We start from the raw sequence: 19052 nt of genomic DNA, 5'->3' as shown, positions 1-19052 counted from the left end.
CTATTTGCGTTAATGGCTACGAGCGTTTTAATACTTTATAAAATATTGTAACTTCTGGATCTAGATTAACAAGAAATTGTCTGATTTGACTTTCAGAACAATCAAAGTCACATTTTAAATAAATATATCTTAGAGATGGAAGGTCTAAACTATCCATGTTAAAAGACATTGAAAGATTAGACATGTTTTGTAAAGAAATAGTTAGTAACTCTACGTTATTTGTTACTTCATTTATTGAGTTAATAGCATGAATAGAATTACTATCTAATAGTTTAATTACTTTGGCTCTTCCTATGCCTGTTGTATTAATAACTCTAGAGTTTTCTACATAAATAGCAGAATTTAAACCATTTAATAGTTCTCTAGGAATATCTCTGGTTTCAGAAGACCGTGAAAGTATATTACTAGATTGATTATCATCATATACTCTATAAATCGAGCTTTCTTGTGCAACTATAATACTAGTTGTTAAAAAACTGATAGCACAGAGTAGTAGCATACATGTCGTAGAGACTTTGGTGTTTTTTTTCATAATGTGTTAATTAAAAAAATAATTAAACTTTTAGTAAGAATTAGTAAAACATAGATAGTATGCTACTAAAGCTTGCTAAAAAAAACTTTAATATTTTTTGCTGAGGGAGATGCGCTGTTAATTAGCACGCAATGGATTAAATAAGATTTTAATGGGTTCATAATTAATTAATAGCTTACACTACAAATAAATAGTGATTTTAGAACCAAATCAAATAAAAATGATTAATCACACAAATTTTCGATAAAGAGAAATCTGTAAACACTTAATCGGTTTTTTTATTAGGATAAACGACTGATAAATAATGCTTACATAAGTGTTATGGGTGTTTTTATTATCATATCTTCCTATAATTTATGTTAATAATTAATAGCATTTTAATAAATTTACAGGGCCAAAATATGCTTTTAGTCTCAATTAAACAACATTTTATCGATAAAAAAAGCATTTAATCGTGTTTTTATGAAATTTCTTATTATTGTTAGACATGGAAAATCATCATGGAAGTATGATGTTGAAGATTTTTATCGTCCATTAAAGAAAAGAGGGGAAAACGATGCCCAAGTAATTGCTAGAGAGCTAGAAAAGAGAGATTATAGCCCAGACTTAGTTTTATCTAGCGATGCCGTTAGAGCAAAAACGACTGCCAAGATATTTTCTAATATTTTAAACTTCGATTTTAAGCTTAATCATTGTTTATATGATTTTTCAGGAAAGAAGGCATTAGAGGTTATTCGCTCATGCGACAACAGTATTGAAACGTTAATGATTTTTGGCCATAATTATGGCTTAACATCAATAATTAACACTCTAGGAAATAAACATATAGATAATTTGCCTACAAGTGGTTTGGTGGTAATTTCTTTTGAGACAGATGATTGGAAAACTATACAACATGGGAACACAGTTTTAACCTTATTTCCAAAAGCGTATAGGTAACTAATTAAAACAAAATTCTACCATCAGTACACGAACAATTACTTAAGCCTTGTAAGAAGTCAAACCCTAAAGTTATCATATGGGTTCCCGAGTTGTAACCGGCTAAATCGTTTGTAGTAATTTGATAGGAATATGCAAAGTAAAACCCAGATTTCATAATTCCTGCCATTGGACCAATGTTTAGTGGGTTAAAAAATTGGTCGTTAAGAAAACGGTAAGAAACACCAACCCAGTAATAGTCTTCTTTTCTATTATATTTTCTATACTTAAAATTAATATCGGTACTAGAACGGTTGTCACTACTAAATAATTGATAGAAAACAGAAGGTTCAAATTCTACACGTTTGTTCGTTTTACTTTGTATAACATATCCTGAGTAAATTTGATAGTTTCTTAGTAAACTAGGCTCTATACCAGTATAATCATCAATATCTTTATCTAAAAGGTTGTTTAAATTAAAACTAAAGTAAAACCCACCGTAACGGTATAAGGCACCAACATCAAAGTTATTGTTAGATGTTGAGCGATCATCGGTAACATATGGATCTAGAACAGGATTTTCGTAATCGGTTTCAAAGTTTTCAATATCTACTCTAAAGCTGTTTAAGTTATACGATAATCCTAACGATAAAAATTGTCTGGAAGTGTAATCTAAAATTAAATGATGCGCATAAGATATTTTCACGCCTTTTTGTCTGGTGTTTCCATTTTTGTCATTATATAATGAAATACCAACACCATCGCGATTAGCAATTCTAAAATCGGCATACAAAGCTTGGTTATCGGGTGCATTTTTAATCCCTACCCATTGTGTTAAGCCGTTAACTCTAATTCTTACATTATCGCCAATACCAGCGTAAGTAGGAGAGACGACAAAGTCATTATCGGCCAGATATTGTGTCCAAACAGGTAAATTTAACTCTTGTGCATAGTTTTTACTTGCAACTATAAGTAGAATATATATGATAAACTTTTTCATGTCTAATAGGTTTAATTTAGGTAATTGGGGCCTAGTTTGTTTAGTTATCTATATAGTGTAAAATGACCGACAATGTTCTTGTCTACATCGGAACTATTTAAGTTTACAACATACCAATAGTCTCCGGTAGGCAATTCGTTTCCTTTATATCTGCCATCCCACTTTTCACCTATTCGTAGGGTTGCCACTTTTCTTCCGTATCTATCAAAAATTGAAAATTCAAGATTAGGATAGGCTAAAGCACATCCGGGTCCCCATTCATCTAAAACACCATCGCCGTTAGGTGTAAAGTAATTAGGAACACATACATCAACAAATTCCATATTAATAGTAGCAACTGCTGTACAACCATTTGTATCGGTTACTGTTACAGTATGCGTGCCAGAATAAGTAATTGTAAACGTATTTGTACTACCGTAGTTATCGCCATTAAAAGTGAATTGATAATCGCCAGTACCACCGTTAGCTGTAGCAATAATCTCATTTAATTCACCTTCGGTTAACGTTAACGTTAATGGTTCGTATGCTTCAATAGTAAAGAACTCTGTAGATTGAATACAACCGTTGTTGTGTCTTACATCAACATAGTGATTTTGACCCGCAGGTAGGTTGGTAAAAATATTACTAGTTTGGTATGGTCCACCATTTAGTGAATAATCTACAAGAGATGTATCAATGCTTTCATCTACAATTACCGTAACGGTATTACCTGAAATATTATTCACACAACCATAGTCCACGATAACCGTTGGATTAATAGTTACCGATTCTGGCATAGTGATATTCCATTCAGATTCACAACCTTCAGCATCACGAACAAAAACTATATGATCGCCACCACTTAAACCTGTAAAATCGAATTGTGTTTGTGTAGCACCACCTGTAGAATAAGGACCATCGTAACTATCTAAACTAACACTATATGGTAACGATCCTCCAGAAATAGTAATACTAAACTCACCATCTAGATCTCCTTCGCATACTTCTGGGAAGATAGAATTAGGTACAATACTTAGCATGACAGGAGCAGGCTCATTAATTGTAAAGTTATGAGTAATATAACAACCAAGTTCGTCTTGAACAATAACATCGTAAGTTCCAGGTTCTAAGTTTTCAAATACATTGGTTTCGAAGAATTGATCCATTTGTGGTGAAATAGCATACATAATAGTACCTGTACCACCTGTTGCATTAATTTCTAACATACCATCATTCGAGCCGTAACAAGTTACATCGTTAACTGTAAACGTGGCATCAAGAGCAGTACTTGGTTCTGTAATCGTAATAGTAGATGTTGTTTCTGTACAATCACCACTTTCAACATAAACCATATAAGTGCCAGCAACTAAATTAGTAAATACACCAGGCGTATTTTGAGTCGCATTAATAGTATTGCCTGCTCCATCTTGTAGTTCGTAAATATAATTTCCAAGACCTCCTTGAGCAGAAGCTATAATGCTTCCAGTATTATCTCCTGTACAATTTATAGTAGGGTTAGCAGCTTGAAGGTTAACTTGTAAAATAGGTAAAGGTTCTATAGTGATTTCATTAGAAATAGTAGCTGTACAACCATTAGCATCTTGTACGTAGTAACTATAAGTCCCTGGAGTTACAGCAAATGTGGTAGAGTTATTAAATGCTCCTAAAACATTTGTAAATGTAATATCATTACTATAGGTGTATGGTGCTGTTCCTCCTGTTGCAGTTAATGTAAGTGTCGCATCATTTAAACACGTTTGTGTTGATTGCGTAACAAGGTTAACATCAACAGGTGTTGGTTCTGCTATAACAATGTCTGCCGATGTCATTTCGCAACTGTATCCATCTTCAATAGTTATTGAGTAGGTGCCAGGACCAAGATTATCAAACACATTAAATGTTTGTGGACCAGACGTGCTAGGTGTTGGCAAAATAGTATTTAAGGTGTACGTATAGTTACTACCTTGTCCACCAGTAACATTAGTTATTGTTATAGAAGCATTTTGATCTCCAAAACAAGCTAGCATATTAGTGCTAGGCGTAAAAGTTGCATTAATTGGTGTTGGTTCTACTAACGTAATATTTTCTGAGGCTATACAGTTAGAATCATCTCTAACATTAACGGTATAATTACCAGCTGATAACCCAGTGAATGTTCCATTAGGAGAATACGCAACTGTAGCATCGCCAGTTAGTTCATATTCATAATTACCCCAACCACCAGTAGCTGTAGCCGTAATCGTACCACTATCGTTATTACAAGTAACATTAGATGTTTCTAAAACAGTTAATGTTAAAGATTGAGTAGGGGAGTTTATAATAACATTTGAAGTTGCACTACAAAACGGCACTTCTGTTTCGGTAATAGTTACTGTAAAATTACCAGCGGTTAAGCCTGAAACGTTTTCCGGGTTTGTTGAAGTATTGGTAGCGATAGGGCCTAAAACAGAGATTCCCATATCATCAAAGATTTCATACGTATAAGCACCAGAATAGCCATTAACAAGGAGTTCAAAAGTTCCTGAATTATCACCAAAGCAAGTTACTGCGGTTGGTGTTGTTGTTATTGAAGGCTGTGTTGCTTCTGGTAATGAAATAGTCGCTTCTGCAGTACATAATGTATTAACATCGGTAATTGTCACGGTATAAATTCCAGAAGGAACTCCAGAAAATACATTACCTGTTAGACTGATAGACGCTGGATTAGGACTAATTGAATAGTTATAGTTTCCAGAGCCACCTATTCCAGTAATTGTTATTTCTCCATCATCATTATTACACGATGGTTCCGTAGTTAATTCAGGTGTGAGATCTAAAGGTACTTCAATAGTAACAGTTACTAAGTTGCCACAACCATTACTATCGTTAACTTCTATAGTATGCGTGCCAGACGATAAATTAGTAATGGAGAATGGTACTGTTTGTGTTTGGAAAGCACCACCATTAATACTAAAGCTATAAGGAGGCATTCCTGCTGTAGGCATACTAACATCAATTGTAAATTCCCCTTCGTTAACCGTACATTGGTTGTTTACAACCGCATCAATTATAGGGCTAGGATCGGTAGGCACAGTTGTTACTGGACTACTTACAATACATCCATAAGTATCTATAACATGAACATAATAATCTCCACCATCTACATTAAAGACATTTGTTGATGCCCAAGCTGGGTCTGTTTCAGAAGGAGCAGCAGCTGTTGTAGTTATTTGATATTGATATGGTGCTGTTCCATCATGCCCAATTGCACTAATAATTCCTGAATTAGGATTACAATTCGCATTTTGGTCTACTAAAACAGTTAAGTTTAAAGGGAATTCAGATTCTGTAATATTAAAAGGGACTGTTACTATACTACATCCTGCATTAGGACCGCTAGTTTCTTCAATTAACACATAATAATTCCCAAAAGGAAGAGGTCCTAAATTGGTAACCGTAAGTGTTCCGTTAGCAGGTACTGTATCATCACCAAAAATACCTGTTGAGCTTTGACTTAATGAATTGAATATTTCATAATGCACATCAACAGAAGATCCGTAAACACTATTTATATTAAAAGAGACATTACCATCTGCACTACCTGTACAGGTAATATTACTTTCGCTAACAGCTGTAGCGGTTAATGTGGAGTTTGTTGGTATTGGAGCTGTAGCTGGTTCATAATAACTACAATTAGTAGAGGCATCGTAAACGATAAATGTATAGCTAACGCCTGGTGTTAATCCGGTAAACGTAGCCGATTCACTACCAGGAGAATCTTCTGGAATCCAAGAACCAGCAGGATTAGGATAAACAGATATAGGTCCTTGATAAATACTAAAATAAAAAGGTCCAGAACTACTTAACGAAGAGCCTATACTTACAATGGCTTCACCTCCAGTAGCACAATTTACAGACGGTTCAATATAAATATCTAAATCGGTAGGAGGTGAGGCAACTAAAACATCTTGTATAAGTACCGAACAGCCATTGGCATCAACAACATTAATTTCATAAAGGCCAAAGTCAACAACATCAAAACTTACCGATGTTGTTCCAGAAGCATTAAACTCTGAATTAGAATAGCCATTAGTTCCTGTTACAAAATAATTATAAGGTGCTGTACCTCCAGTAACATTATCAATAATAATAGAACCTTGTGATACGCCACTTGCTGTACAAGTAATATCAATAGTGTGGTAATTAACATTAATGTCGTCAGGTTCTGTAATCGTAATCGTATCAGTAGCGGTACAAGATTTAGCATCTGTAACAGTTATAGTATAATCGCCAGCTGGTAATCCAGAGGTTTGTGTGCCATAGTTGGTACCTGTTGTATCATTGTAAACATTAATGGTAAATGGAGGAGTGCCCACAGTTGTATCTATGGTAATATCAATTGAGGCATTACTGTTACCATGACATAGAATAGGTTCACCTTGTGTAACCAAACTTAAAGCTGGTGGTGTAATAGGTTCTACTGTATGAATAATCGATTCAATAGTACAGTTATTAGCATCTGTAATTTGGAACTGATAGGTTCCTGCATTTGAAGTGTTATACGTAAACGTATTTCCTGTGGCACCTATGGTTGTATATGCACCACCATTAATAGAAACAGCATAAGTATAAGGTGTTGAACCACCTGAAATTGTGCCAGAAATAACCGCATCAGAAGTTGCTGTACAATCTAAATCAGAATCAAGAACAGTATTAAGGTTAAGTTCTGGTAAAGGATCTATAGTATAGGTTTCGCTATACGTACAGTTATTTTCATCTTGAACTTGAAATGTATATGTTCCAGGAGGTAAATTACTAAATGTATTTGATGCTTGATAAGGTGTAGCGGCTGAAGCCGGTGCAATAATTTGATATTCAATAACACCTGTTCCACCAGTTACTCCTGTAATTGTAATAGTAGATACATTAGAAGGACAAGATAGTGGCGTATGATTAAATGTTAAGTCTGAAGGTGGATCTAACGCATCAATAACAATAGTATTTGCAATAAATGTACAGCCACTAGCATCTTGAATGGTCATAGTGTATGTGCCTGCAGATAATCCAGTAAAGGTATTACCTGTTTGGAAGTTAACCCCATCAATACTATAAGAATAAGGTGGTGTGCCTCCGGTTACACCAGTAACAGAAATAGTTCCTGTATCAGTACATGTGTAAGGTGCGGAAAGCTCTGCTGTACCATTTAAAGGTGGTGCCGCAGTAATAGTTATAGGTTGTGGTGCGGTCTCGCAAACAGAGGTTCCTATACTATATTGTACAACCACTTGATATGTTCCTTCAGGTAAATTTGTAAATACTGATGAGTTTGTAAAAGTCGTACCTCCATCAATACTATATTCTAAAGTATTACCATTGGCATTGGTAACATTAATAGTAATTGAGCCATTATCATTACCTGCACAAGCAATATTGGTTTGCGTAACTGTAAAGTCTGGTTCAGGAACTATTTCAACAGTTAGTGTTGTTGTAGCGGTACAGTTGTTAGAATCAACCACCATAATATCATAAATCCCTGGAGTTGTTACGGTGTATTCTGGTACCGTTTGAAAATCTGTAGTACTATTTATAAAGTAGAAATAAGGCGGTGTACCTCCTTCTGGGTAAATGGTTAGCTCTCCATCAGCACATGTTAAGGGTGTGGTTAAGGCAGCTGTAGTTGTTAATTGTGGAGGCTGAATTATTTCAACATCTTCCGAGTAAGTGCAACCATCATCAGTTTCAAAACTTACGGTATAAGTTCCAGGGTTTAGGTTTTCAAACGTATAATTGTTTTCAGTAATTGGTCCTACGGTATTTACTAGAGTGCCATTTTCGTAAATTGAAAAGTAATATTGTGGATCGGCATCGTTAGCTGCTAGATGAATACTTCCTTTATCATCAAAACAAAGAGGCTGTGTTATGTTAGTACTGGCGGTAAATTGGCGTTCTCTTATCTGAACATCTGGAATGCTAAAAATACAAGGGTTAGAATTCACACCTACTTGTCTTATATAAACGGTATAAATTCCTGGTGTTGCTACTGAAAATGTATTACTGGTTTGATAGTTTGTACCATCAATACTATACTCATAACCACTAGGTACATTATTAACAGTTATGGTTCCTGGGGTGTCACAAATTATATCGGTAGCATTAACAGTTGGATTTAAAATATTTTGATAAACATTAAAATGAAATTGTACATAACAACCACCATCAAAATTTATAGTTAATCTAAACTGTCCAGCTGTATTTGCAATAAAGTCTTCTCCAGTTCCAACTTCATTCCAGACACAAGAACCATCTTGGTTTGCACAATCTGGATTACTAACTTCGGGACAACTACTTTCGTCTAATTGTTCCCAAATAATAGAAGACGCTCCAGCGATATTTGTTTGTATTTCAACAAAATCGTTAGCGCCACATAAAAATATATTTGGTAATTCTTCCCCATCGTTTGGGCAAACGACTACTTCGTCGGCATAAGGTATAACAGGATTTGTAATATCTTCTCCAAACAAATTAACAGTAAATTCTTGTTGAATGGATTGGCAAGGTGCTGGTGCTGTATTAAAAGAGTAATATGTTCCTGGTTCGGTTATTGTTATCGATTGTGTTGTTCCTATAACAGGAGTTCCTGTTGGACTTGTAGACCATGAATAGGTGTCGTAACCATTTGCGGCTGTTAATTCTAAACTATCACCACATAAGGTTTCATTTTGTGTGAAAGTACAGTCATTTAAATCGGCTAAAAAATTGGTTGCCTGAGGCGTAATTAAACATCCTGTGTTGCTACTAAAGCTTGGGTCGTCAGTAATTTGAAAATCTGGATTGTAATATCCATTGTATGTTGCAAAAGCTTGGTTAAGAATAAGGTTTGAACATGAATCTGCTAATTGGCTGCAAGTTTCAACAGTCATAACCTCAATACGTATTTCATATACAGGGTCGTTTTCTTCAACTAAATAGTCTTCAATATTAAAAACGATTTCACGTGTATTAGGATCGTAACTAGCAACAGTAACTCCTGGAGGAAGGACCAAATCTTCTGGATAATTAAATACAATATTTATAGGAAGGATATCTCTTATTTGAAAGTTTGTAGCATTATCATTTCCTGTATTTTGAAAACCAATAACATAGTTTAGGGGCTGCCCTAAGCCTACGGTTTCTCCACCTATATTGTTTCCTAAATCGTCTTCAACAATTTTGGTTAAAACAATATTGGGTTCAATAATGTCTACAGCTAATGCAAAAAAGTATTGAAAGTAAACATCTTGATTACTTTCTAGGCGAACAGTTGCTGATGTAGCATCGTTGGCAATAACAGTATTACCTGGATTGGGTACAACCATTACTCCAGTATCAAATCCTAATGTATTTGTGCTATTAGGGACTCTATTGTTAACAGGGGTGGCATCTAATCGTGTTACAGAACTATTAAAAAAGTTATTTGCAGGTCTATCTGCAGCAGATAACGGAACGCCGTTAAGTACTAATCTGTCGTTTTGAATTGGTTTGTCACCTTCAAGAGCAGCAAAGGCAAAGTTTGCTCTTACTGGAGCAGGAGCGGGAACTGTTCTAAATCCAGTTACTGGAACATCTAAATTAACCGAGCTGCTTATTGCGCTAAAACCATCAAAACTTGTGATTGATTTTCCTGGTAGAGTAGGATCTTCATACACCACAAAAAGAGACCAACCTGCTGAAAACCCAGTTCCATTATATGGATTGAAATCGCTAGTTTCACCTTGAGCACTGGAAACATTTGCTATGGTGTAAGTTCCTAAGTCAGTTCCCATTGTGGTTACAATAGAGGTTACATCGGCATAGCATGAATATGGAAAACTATCTCCCGTGGCGCTTCCATTTGCGTCGTATACTATTGTACCGTTAATGTCGTGATAACCGCCTGTTGGACCTTTAAATTTTACTTGATTTATTGGTTCGTTTCCATCAGTTACGGCTCCCCAATATAGACCAGCATAAATAATTTGATAACAATTTGGATTTGGAATTTCTAAATCTGCACTCGAAGAACTAAAAGTTGAAGGATCGCTATCTATATCAATATATTGCATATCAACATTATGGTTGTAGACATTATTGCTATTAAAAGCATTATTGTCTGGGCCTAAGATGTTGTTTCCAATTAAAACAATATCTCCTTTTAAGTCTTGGTCAAACCTAGGTGTAAATGGGACATAATTTTGCGCATGACCAGATAAGCCAATTAAAGCGAATAATACAATAAGGGCAATAGTTGAAAAAGTAGGTTTTTTCATGATGTATTACATTTTAGAGTCCTTTTTTACTTTGTGGGGCGCCGTAAAAAAGGAGATCTTTTAGTTGTGTTTATTCAATTTTCACTATAGAAATTTTACTGTTATATGGTTGATTTCCTTTTTCTTTAAGCGCTGAATTAGCGGCACCAATATTATTATACTTTTTGTTATAGATGTAGTACTTACTCGTATTAACATCGTAGAAAAAGTTAATATTCTTTTCGCCTGCCGAAACAGCTTTTTTAAGGAAATCATCTCTTTTCGCAACATCAGTATGTACAGCTAATACAATATAATATCCGCTATCTGTGTTGGTAACATTTTTTAATATTTGAATACTACTCGTACGTTGTTCACCAAAATCAAAATCTTCTTCAAGTAGTGGTTTAGTACTTAAAGCGGTGTTTTTTCTTATGTCTTCAAGTTTTAAGCTGTCTTGCACATATCTATCTTCTTCGTTTTTATATAATGCGCGTTTTATACGACGTTTTCTTTCGTACTCTGTAGCAATATTAATTTTTTCTAATCTAGCTTCTAAAGCTGCTTTTGTCTGCAAGGCCTGTGCTTGTTGTTCTTTAAGTGTTTTTAATTTCTTTTGATAGAATAAGAAAACTTCATCTAGCTGAATAACACCAATTTCTTCTTCTCTTTGGTTTTGTAATAATTCAAGTTCTTTGATAGCTTGGCTTCTCGCTGCAATTGTTTGTTCTAACTCTATTTTTAAAGCTTCTATTCGTCTGTTTTCAGCAGTTGTACTTTTAAATGGCTTAGGATCTAAATAAATACCTTGTTCACTTAAATCGTTTTCTCGTTTTAAGTCTTTTAAATCTTGATCTTTTATATCAACAGCTTTTTCAAGTTTGTTTAATAGTTCTACTTGGGATTTTCTTGCAGTTTCAACAGATTCAGCCATTTCATTCATAGACTTTGATAGGTCATCATTAGCCACAGGAATACTATCTATTTTAGCTTCTTCTAAAGCTAATTTTGCTTGTTCTTCGGCTTCTGCTTTAGCCTTGGCTTCTGCAGCAAGACGTACTTGTTCTTCGGCTTCTGCTTTGGCTTTTGCTTCCGCCGCAAGACGTGCTTGTTCTTCAGCTTCTGCTTTGGCTTTTGCTTCCTCTGCAAGACGTACTTGTTCTTCGGCTTCTGCTTTAGCTTTTGCTTCCGCAGCAAGACGTACTTGTTCTTCGGCTTCTGCTTTAGCTTTTGCTTCCGCAGCAAGACGTGCTTGTTCTTCAGCTTCCGCTTTAGCTTCGGCTTCTGCAGCAAGACGTACTTGTTCTTCGGCTTCTGCTTTGGCTTTTGCTTCCGCCGCAAGACGTGCTTGTTCTTCAGCTTCTGCTTTGGCTTTTGCTTCCTCTGCAAGACGTACTTGTTCTTCAGCTTCTGCTTTGGCTTTTGCTTCCGCAGCAAGACGTGCTTGTTCTTCGGCTTTTACCTCGGCCGCTAAACGAGCTTCTTCTTTAGCTTTGGCCGCTGCTTTACGGTTAGCTTCTGCTTTGGCTTTATCTGCTTGAGAGTATTGTTTCTTTTTAGGCTTAGAAGAAATTAAAGCACTTACTCTATCTTCACGACTATAATCGTATCGTTCTCTATTTTTAAATTTGTAGGCTAAAGTTATTTCGTGAGCCGATCCTAAAGTAGCTAAGTCACCTACAGCTTTTTCGTAGTTGTACTCTATGGATATTTGTTCGGTAAGGTGTAATCCTAAGCCACCGTATGCACCATATAAAGTATTATAACCAGCTTGAGCCCAAATACCTTTAGGAACTGTTAACATGATGCCACCAGAAAAAATAGTGTTATCATCTTTAAATTCAGATTTTATTAATCCTGTAAATTTGGTTTCATCAAAAAATCCGCGACTATTCATATATCCAGTATACATAGCGTGGAGTTGAATACTTTGTTCGGGATTATCTTTAAGTAATTCAGAAGATGTAAAATTGTAAAGCACAAGATTGTTGACTGTTACACCAAAATCTAAAAACACCGTTCCGTAATTAATTCCAGGACTTACACTTAATAAAAAATTAGATGGTATATTTTCTAGTGAAGGATCTGGGGTGTTGGTAACGACATTACCATCATTAATACCACTTTGGTAAGCACCAACATTAATACCAAATGTTAAGTTATTGTCACGTTGTAGTCTTGCGTTATAGGCAAAGTTTAAAATTCCACCAAAAGTTGTTAAAACCCCGTAGTTTTGTTGAAATGCACTAATACCAATACCAATATTTTCTCTAAATCTACCAGAATAGCTTACTAAATAAGAAACTGGAGCATTTTCAAATTGCATCCATTCTCTTTTATTTGTGATACTAATGTATTTGTATTGTTGCCTAACAAAACTAAATGTAGGTGTATTTATATGTTGATTGTAAGTTAATGAGTTTCTTAAAGGTAACGCAAGAGCAACTATACCATCTTCTTGAGAATAGGCAATCTGCATAATGCAGAAAAATGATATTATAGCAAAAAGTAGTGCTTTCATGCTACTTAATTAGTGTTATGGTTCCTTTTTTTGTGTCTTGCTCGCTTTTAATAATGTAGTAGTACACTTTGTTTATACTACTAAGGTTTAAATCGCCTTCAGGCCAATTATTTAAGTAATTAGTTGTTTTTAATACAATTTCACCACGGTTACTCATAATCGTGATTTCAGCGTTTGATCCGCTAGTGTATTTTGTTGGGATAACCCATGTATCGTTAACACCATCGCCGTTAGGGCTGACAATATTTGGTATTTTATCTACATCTGGAAATGGGTTATAGGCTTCTATAACCGAAAAATCGAATGTTCTAGAGCCATTACATCCAGATGTTTCAGTAATAGTGACACTATATTCACCAATTTCAGTAATTTGATAAGAATTTTGAGTAGCTCCAGAAATGATCATATTATTTAAATACCATTGATATTCTGGGGCATTAGCTGTCGTTGTAACCGTTGCTGTTAAAGTTTCATCCTCTTCCAATGTGTTTTCTTCTGAAACATTAATTGAAGCCGAAAACAATTCGCTTACTAAATCGATACTCCCAGATGCTTGACAACTTCCTAAATCTACTTCTACAGCATATGTTCCTGAAATACTAGTTTCGTAAGTTTGATTGGTTGCATTAATAATTGGTGCACCATCTTTATACCATTGGTAGCTATTACCGTTAATAGTACTTAGTACAGTTGCGTTTTGGTTTGGGCAAAACGGGTTTCCTAAACTAGATACAATAGTTGCTGTAGCTTCACCAGAGGTTACTTCGCTTATGGTTACTCTGTTAGAATAAGAATTAGAAGTGCAGCTACCATAATTTGTTTCAACAAAATAAGTTCCAGAATTGGTTACTTCTAGGGTTTCTCCTTCAGCAATAAAAACAGATGTTGTAGCACTTGTTTCTTGATACCAATTAAATGTAAGATTAGGATAGTTTAATGGTGAATCGTTAGATCCTGTTCCAGGATTATCTATAGTTAAAAGATAACTACCGCCACTACAAAAAGCTCCGGTAGAAACTAAATTGTTAATGGTAAAAGGGCTGTCTTGATGCTTGTAATATGCTGCAAATGGTACAGAACGAGAGCTAGTTGCTACAGGAGCTGTGCTTTTAATTCTAATTCTATAATTTTCGCCATAGGCTGTTGTTGGTATTGAAAAACTTAAGGTTACTGGAGATGTGGTTATTTCTCCAGGATTTGTTGTGTGTAATACTGTAGGTGATGTAAAGTCTCCATTAGCATCAGATAATTCAATAATAAATTGGTTACTACTATCTAACCCTGCTTCTGGAGAGAATACAAAAGTAGTGTTGTAAGTATTAAATGAATTGTTAGCACATGCTTGACTAAACCCTAAATTTGGCGTACCAATAACTATTTGAGCTTTTGCATTTTTGCTAATCAAAAAGACAAAAGAACAAAGAAATATGGTTAGGTGTTTTAATAGGGTAATTTTTTGCATGTAGGTTAAGTTGGATAATTTGGGATATCTTGTCTTTTATTTTTTTGGGCTAGAATAAAAGACAAGATTAAGGTTTTGGATTATTATTAATCCATATTAGATGCCACAATTTTATTAATTCGTAATCTAAAATCTGGTCGTTTAGGATTTTTTAAATCGATAAAAGTTTCTTCATCGGGGCTTTTAGCATAAACATTAAAGAAGCTACTATTACCATACCAGTCTTCTAAATCGTCGTTGTTAGGATTGTATCTAGTAAATAAGTTGCCATTACAGTTATTAAAAAGCATGTTTGTAAACTTTAACTTATTTAAGCTTTCGTTATTAATTTTAATTTTTTCATCAAAAACGACTGCTGGATTAAACCCTGAGATAACACTTTTATTCATTGTTATAGCAGCATCAGGAGCGATGTAAATAGCTTCTTTTACTAGACCGATTTTTATATCACCTTTTAAGTCGTTACTAAGATTAACTAAAGTTAAGTTTTCGGCACTAACAAAGGTTTGTTTTTTAGAAAAATCAACTTCATCTCTTTTATTATAAGATGCAACATACATAGCTTTTGGTCTATTTGAGTTGGAAACATAAGGAGAGCGTATAGCTAATGAATTTGTTATAATGGCTTGTGTGCCATAATTAAACTCGTAATCATTACCGTGAGATTTGTAAGAAACAAGTTTGTCTAGAATAACTTCACCACCAATTACATTAAATGAATTACCGTTACTATAACTAACCATAATATTTTCAATAATGGTATTATAACCAACTCCAGCAAGTGTTAAGGCATTAAAATACCCATGGTTAACTGTTCGTTTACCAGCATATTCAATTCTAACATATTTTAATATCCCAGAATAGCTTTCTGTATTATTACCACCGTAGCTAATGTTTTTTGAAGACGAAGGATTTAACCCATAATCTATTAAAGACTCCTCACCAAATTTATTGATAGGTGCATCGCCTAGTATAAAAACGCCACCCCAATCGCCTTGTTTTTTCACACTCTTATTTGATGTAAATACAATGGGGTCGGTTTCTGTTCCTTCTGCAATAATTTTAGCCCCTTTACTAATGGTTAAAGAACCATTTGTTTTTGCATCACCTATAATAACTGTACCTGGCTCTATAGTTAATGTTGTACTGTCTGTTACAAAAACACTACCAAGAAGAAGGTAGACATTTTTTTTATTTAGCTTAGTATCTTGGGTAATATCACCACTTAATATTTCTGTAGCTTCGCTGTACTCAACGGTATTAGGTTGAAATTCACTCCAAGAGTTTAGCCAATTGTTACGGCCGATAATACCTTTTTCTTGTTGAGCAAAAAGCCCTCCCAAGGTTATTAAAAATGCACATAGGGTTAGAGTAAAGTTTTTCATAAGTAGGTTTGTTTTTTGGGTTTTTAACTCTATATACCAAACATATAAAGTTTACCTATGAAATACAAAAAATATCGACGAAAAACATAAAATGTTTTAAATATGTAAGAAAAGTACTATATTATTAATGGTTTAAGCGCATTATTTAATAAAAATTTATTGTATTGTTAAAATATTTATTTTCTATAAAAAAATAAATGCCACTTTTAAAGTGGCATTTTAAGCTAAGTTTAATTAGTTTGGTGTATTGGAGCTAATATTGGTTAAATTCATTGTATGTGTGTAATGATTTTAATGTTTGTTCGTAAAACAATACAGCCGCTATTAAATTAGATTTATCAGAATATGGTAAGATCTTTCTTTGAAATTCAATGGTATTTTCAAAATACTCATCAGCTGCATCAATATTATCTTCAAGAGCTTTTCTGTGATCTTTAGTATCTGGAATTCCTAATGACGCAATGGTTACACCAGGTTTATTTGTAAAAGCAATATTGGGAAGTACCTTAACAATAACTTCAATACGTTCAATATATAAGTCTAATAGTTTTCCTTTATTCATTCGTTGTAATTCGTCTCTATCATGATATTTTCCAATAGAAACGTTATTATCAATAATACTTTGCGAAGCACCATTGTTTTGGGCAATTATGGTACCAGTTGTTAAAAACAAAATAGTAATAAGTAGAGTAAGTTTAGTTTTCATATCCAGGGTTTTATTATTCCATAGAAGACAAATCTATACAAATAATTAAAAAATACAATCGTTTTTTTAGTTTTTTAATCAATAAACTGTATAAAAAGCACGATAAAAAACATAATTTGTAAGAAAAAACTTAAAAAAATAAGTTTTTTAAAGTTTACTGTCTTCAACTTATTTATATCCTAAACTTATTTAATGCTTAATTAATCTTTTATAGAATATATTTGTAAAAAAGAACATTAAATGCCAAACGCAAAAACAGTACAAAACAGTTATATAAATAGAGAAATTAGTTGGTTGCAATTTAATGCAAGAGTACTACAAGAAGCTGAAGATGAAGAAGTACCATTAATTGATAGATTAAGGTTTTTAGGGATTTTCTCAAATAACTTAGATGAGTTTTTTAAAGTACGTTATGCAACTGTTAAGCGTATTGTAGAGGCTGGGAAAGGAGGAAAGAGTGAACTTGGAGGTATAAAAGCAGCAGAATTGCTAGAAGAAATAACACAAATTGTTATTAACCAACAAAGCCATAGTCTAGAAGTTTTAAGTAATATTAAAAAATCGCTAGAAAAAGAACATATTTTTTTAGTTACAGAAAACCAATTAGATAAAAACCAACAATTATTTATAAAGGATTATTTTTTAAGAAATGTAAGTCCAGCTTTAGTAACTATAATTTTAAGTGATGTAGTTAAACTACCTAATTTAAAAGATAGTGCCGCTTATTTAGCAGTAAAAATGGTGCTTAAATCAGGTGAGAAACAATACGCACTTGTTGAAATTTCTAAATCTATGGATAGGTTTGTAGTGCTTCCAGAAAAAAATGGAAAAAGCTACATTATTATGGTAGATGATTTGTTACGATTTTGTCTAGATGATATTTTTAACATTTTCGATTATACCGAAGCTACAGCTCACATGATTAAAATAACACGAGATGGAGAGCTAGACTTAGATAGCGATTTAAGTAAGAGCTTTATGGAAAAAATTTCCGAAAGTGTTAAACATAGACAAGTTGGCGAGCCTGTTAGGTTTGTGTACGATAAAACCATTGACCCTGAAACATTAAACTATTTAATGACAAAAATGGGAATCGATTCGCACGATAGTATTATACCAGGAGGACGATATCATAACCGTCGCGATTATATGAGTTTTCCAAGTTTAGGAAGAGCAGACTTGCTTTACAAAAAAATAGAAGCATTACCAGTAAAAGGATTAAGTTTACAGGAGAGTATTTTTAAAAGCATAGAAAACAAAGATTATTTATTACACACACCATACCATACATTCTCCTATGTTGTAAAGTTTCTTCGTGAAGCCGCTTTAGACCCTAAGGTCCAAACAATTAAAATTACCATTTACCGTTTAGCACAAATTTCGCATGTAGCAAGTTCTTTAATAAATGCGGCTAAAAACGGTAAAAAAGTAACGGTTTCAATAGAAATTCAAGCACGTTTTGATGAGCAAGCAAATATTGAATATGCTGAACAAATGAAAAACGAAGGCGTTAACTTAATTTTTGGTGTTCAAGGATTAAAAGTACATAGCAAAATGTGTGTTATAGAACGTGAAGAAAATAATAAAACAAAGCGCTATGGGTTTATAAGTACAGGTAATTTTAATGAATCGACAGCAAAAATTTATACTGATTATACACTATTTACAGCCGACCAAAAAATACTAAAAGATGTAAACAAAGTGTTTAGTTTTTTCGAGGTTAACTATAGAATTTATAGGTATAAACACATTATCACATCGCCACATTACACCAAAAAGGCCTTATTTAAACTTATAGATCAAGAAATAAGTAATGTAAAAGCTGGGAAGCCTGCTTACATTCGCTTAAAAATGAATAGTATATCAAGCTTTAAAATGGTTGATAAACTATACGAAGCCAGTAGAGCAGGCGTAAAAATTCAAATGATTGTTAGAGGGATATGTTGCTTAATTCCAGGTATTAAAGGCATGAGCGAAAATATTGAAGTAATAAGTATTGTCGATAAATTTTTGGAACATACAAGATTATACATATTTTGTAACAATAACGACCCAAAAATTTATATCTCTTCAGCAGATTGGATGACAAGAAACATTGAAAATAGAGTAGAGGTAAGTTGCCCTATTTACGACGAAAGTATTAAAAACGAACTAATCGATACCTTTAATATATGTTGGAGCGATAATGTAAAAGCTAGAATATTAAATAATTCACAGAAAAACGATTATAAACGTAATAATAAGCCCAAAGTAAGATCGCAATTTGCGCTTTACGATTACTACCAAAAAAAACTTGAAAATTAATT

The 19052-nt window shown here is 33.8% G+C and carries 9 protein-coding genes; 2 read left to right on the top strand and 7 right to left on the bottom strand.

Features of this window, described 5'->3' with window-relative positions:
* Positions 1-16: 16 nt before the first annotated feature.
* On the bottom strand, positions 17-532 hold the full coding sequence (locus tag R3L15_RS06940) for a hypothetical protein (protein WP_338730774.1): 516 nt from the start codon (positions 530-532) through the stop codon (positions 17-19).
* Between the two features lie 462 nt (positions 533-994).
* On the opposite strand from R3L15_RS06940, the gene R3L15_RS06935 reads away from it, so the two are divergent.
* The gene (locus R3L15_RS06935) at positions 995-1471 is read left to right on the top strand and encodes a histidine phosphatase family protein (RefSeq protein WP_338730773.1); all 477 of its coding nucleotides are present in this window, start codon (positions 995-997) and stop codon (positions 1469-1471) included.
* Between the two features lie 4 nt (positions 1472-1475).
* Here R3L15_RS06935 and R3L15_RS06930 read toward each other — a convergent pair whose 3' ends face one another.
* From R3L15_RS06930 to R3L15_RS06905, 6 genes are all read right to left on the bottom strand, one after another.
* Positions 1476-2450, bottom strand: coding sequence for a type IX secretion system membrane protein PorP/SprF (locus R3L15_RS06930; RefSeq protein ID WP_338730772.1), 975 nt, complete (start codon positions 2448-2450; stop codon positions 1476-1478).
* Positions 2451-2494: 44 nt separating this feature from the next.
* Complete coding sequence (locus R3L15_RS06925) at positions 2495-10693, bottom strand: T9SS type B sorting domain-containing protein (protein ID WP_338730771.1); 8199 nt, start codon at positions 10691-10693, stop codon at positions 2495-2497.
* A 70-nt stretch (positions 10694-10763) separates the two neighbouring features.
* Positions 10764-13193 carry a PorP/SprF family type IX secretion system membrane protein gene (locus R3L15_RS06920; protein WP_338734094.1) on the bottom strand — a complete coding sequence of 810 codons (2430 nt, stop codon included), beginning with the start codon at positions 13191-13193 and terminating at the stop codon, positions 10764-10766.
* A gap of 1 nt (position 13194) precedes the next feature.
* Entirely contained in the window at positions 13195-14655 is a 1461-nt protein-coding gene (locus R3L15_RS06915; RefSeq protein ID WP_338734093.1) for a gliding motility-associated C-terminal domain-containing protein, read from the bottom strand.
* 86 nt (positions 14656-14741) lie between these two features.
* A complete protein-coding gene (locus R3L15_RS06910; RefSeq protein ID WP_338734091.1) occupies positions 14742-16040 on the bottom strand; it encodes a hypothetical protein in 1299 nt (432 codons plus the stop codon).
* 253 nt (positions 16041-16293) lie between these two features.
* Positions 16294-16746, bottom strand: a complete 453-nt coding sequence (locus R3L15_RS06905; RefSeq protein WP_125468375.1) for a hypothetical protein — start codon at positions 16744-16746, stop codon at positions 16294-16296.
* Positions 16747-16986: 240 nt separating this feature from the next.
* Here R3L15_RS06905 and ppk1 point away from each other — a divergent pair, with 240 nt between their 5' ends.
* Positions 16987-19050, top strand: coding sequence for a polyphosphate kinase 1 (ppk1, locus tag R3L15_RS06900; protein WP_338734089.1), 2064 nt, complete (start codon positions 16987-16989; stop codon positions 19048-19050).
* The last annotated feature ends 2 nt before the right edge of the window (positions 19051-19052 follow it).

Origin of the sequence: Mangrovimonas cancribranchiae, from assembly GCF_037126245.1 — a bacterium.
GTDB classification, from domain to species: Bacteria; Bacteroidota; Bacteroidia; order Flavobacteriales; family Flavobacteriaceae; genus Mangrovimonas; species Mangrovimonas cancribranchiae.
Note: the sequence above shows the minus strand (reverse complement) of the source record. Positions and strands in the feature narration are given on the sequence as shown.

Coding starts and splice junctions, on each gene's coding strand:
- R3L15_RS06940 (WP_338730774.1), bottom strand. CDS start 532: ATGAAAAAAAACACCAAAGTCTCTACGACATGTATGCTACTACTCTGT.
- R3L15_RS06935 (WP_338730773.1), top strand. CDS start 995: ATGAAATTTCTTATTATTGTTAGACATGGAAAATCATCATGGAAGTAT.
- R3L15_RS06930 (WP_338730772.1), bottom strand. CDS start 2,450: ATGAAAAAGTTTATCATATATATTCTACTTATAGTTGCAAGTAAAAAC.
- R3L15_RS06925 (WP_338730771.1), bottom strand. CDS start 10,693: ATGAAAAAACCTACTTTTTCAACTATTGCCCTTATTGTATTATTCGCT.
- R3L15_RS06920 (WP_338734094.1), bottom strand. CDS start 13,193: ATGAAAGCACTACTTTTTGCTATAATATCATTTTTCTGCATTATGCAG.
- R3L15_RS06915 (WP_338734093.1), bottom strand. CDS start 14,655: ATGCAAAAAATTACCCTATTAAAACACCTAACCATATTTCTTTGTTCT.
- R3L15_RS06910 (WP_338734091.1), bottom strand. CDS start 16,040: ATGAAAAACTTTACTCTAACCCTATGTGCATTTTTAATAACCTTGGGA.
- R3L15_RS06905 (WP_125468375.1), bottom strand. CDS start 16,746: ATGAAAACTAAACTTACTCTACTTATTACTATTTTGTTTTTAACAACT.
- ppk1 (WP_338734089.1), top strand. CDS start 16,987: ATGCCAAACGCAAAAACAGTACAAAACAGTTATATAAATAGAGAAATT.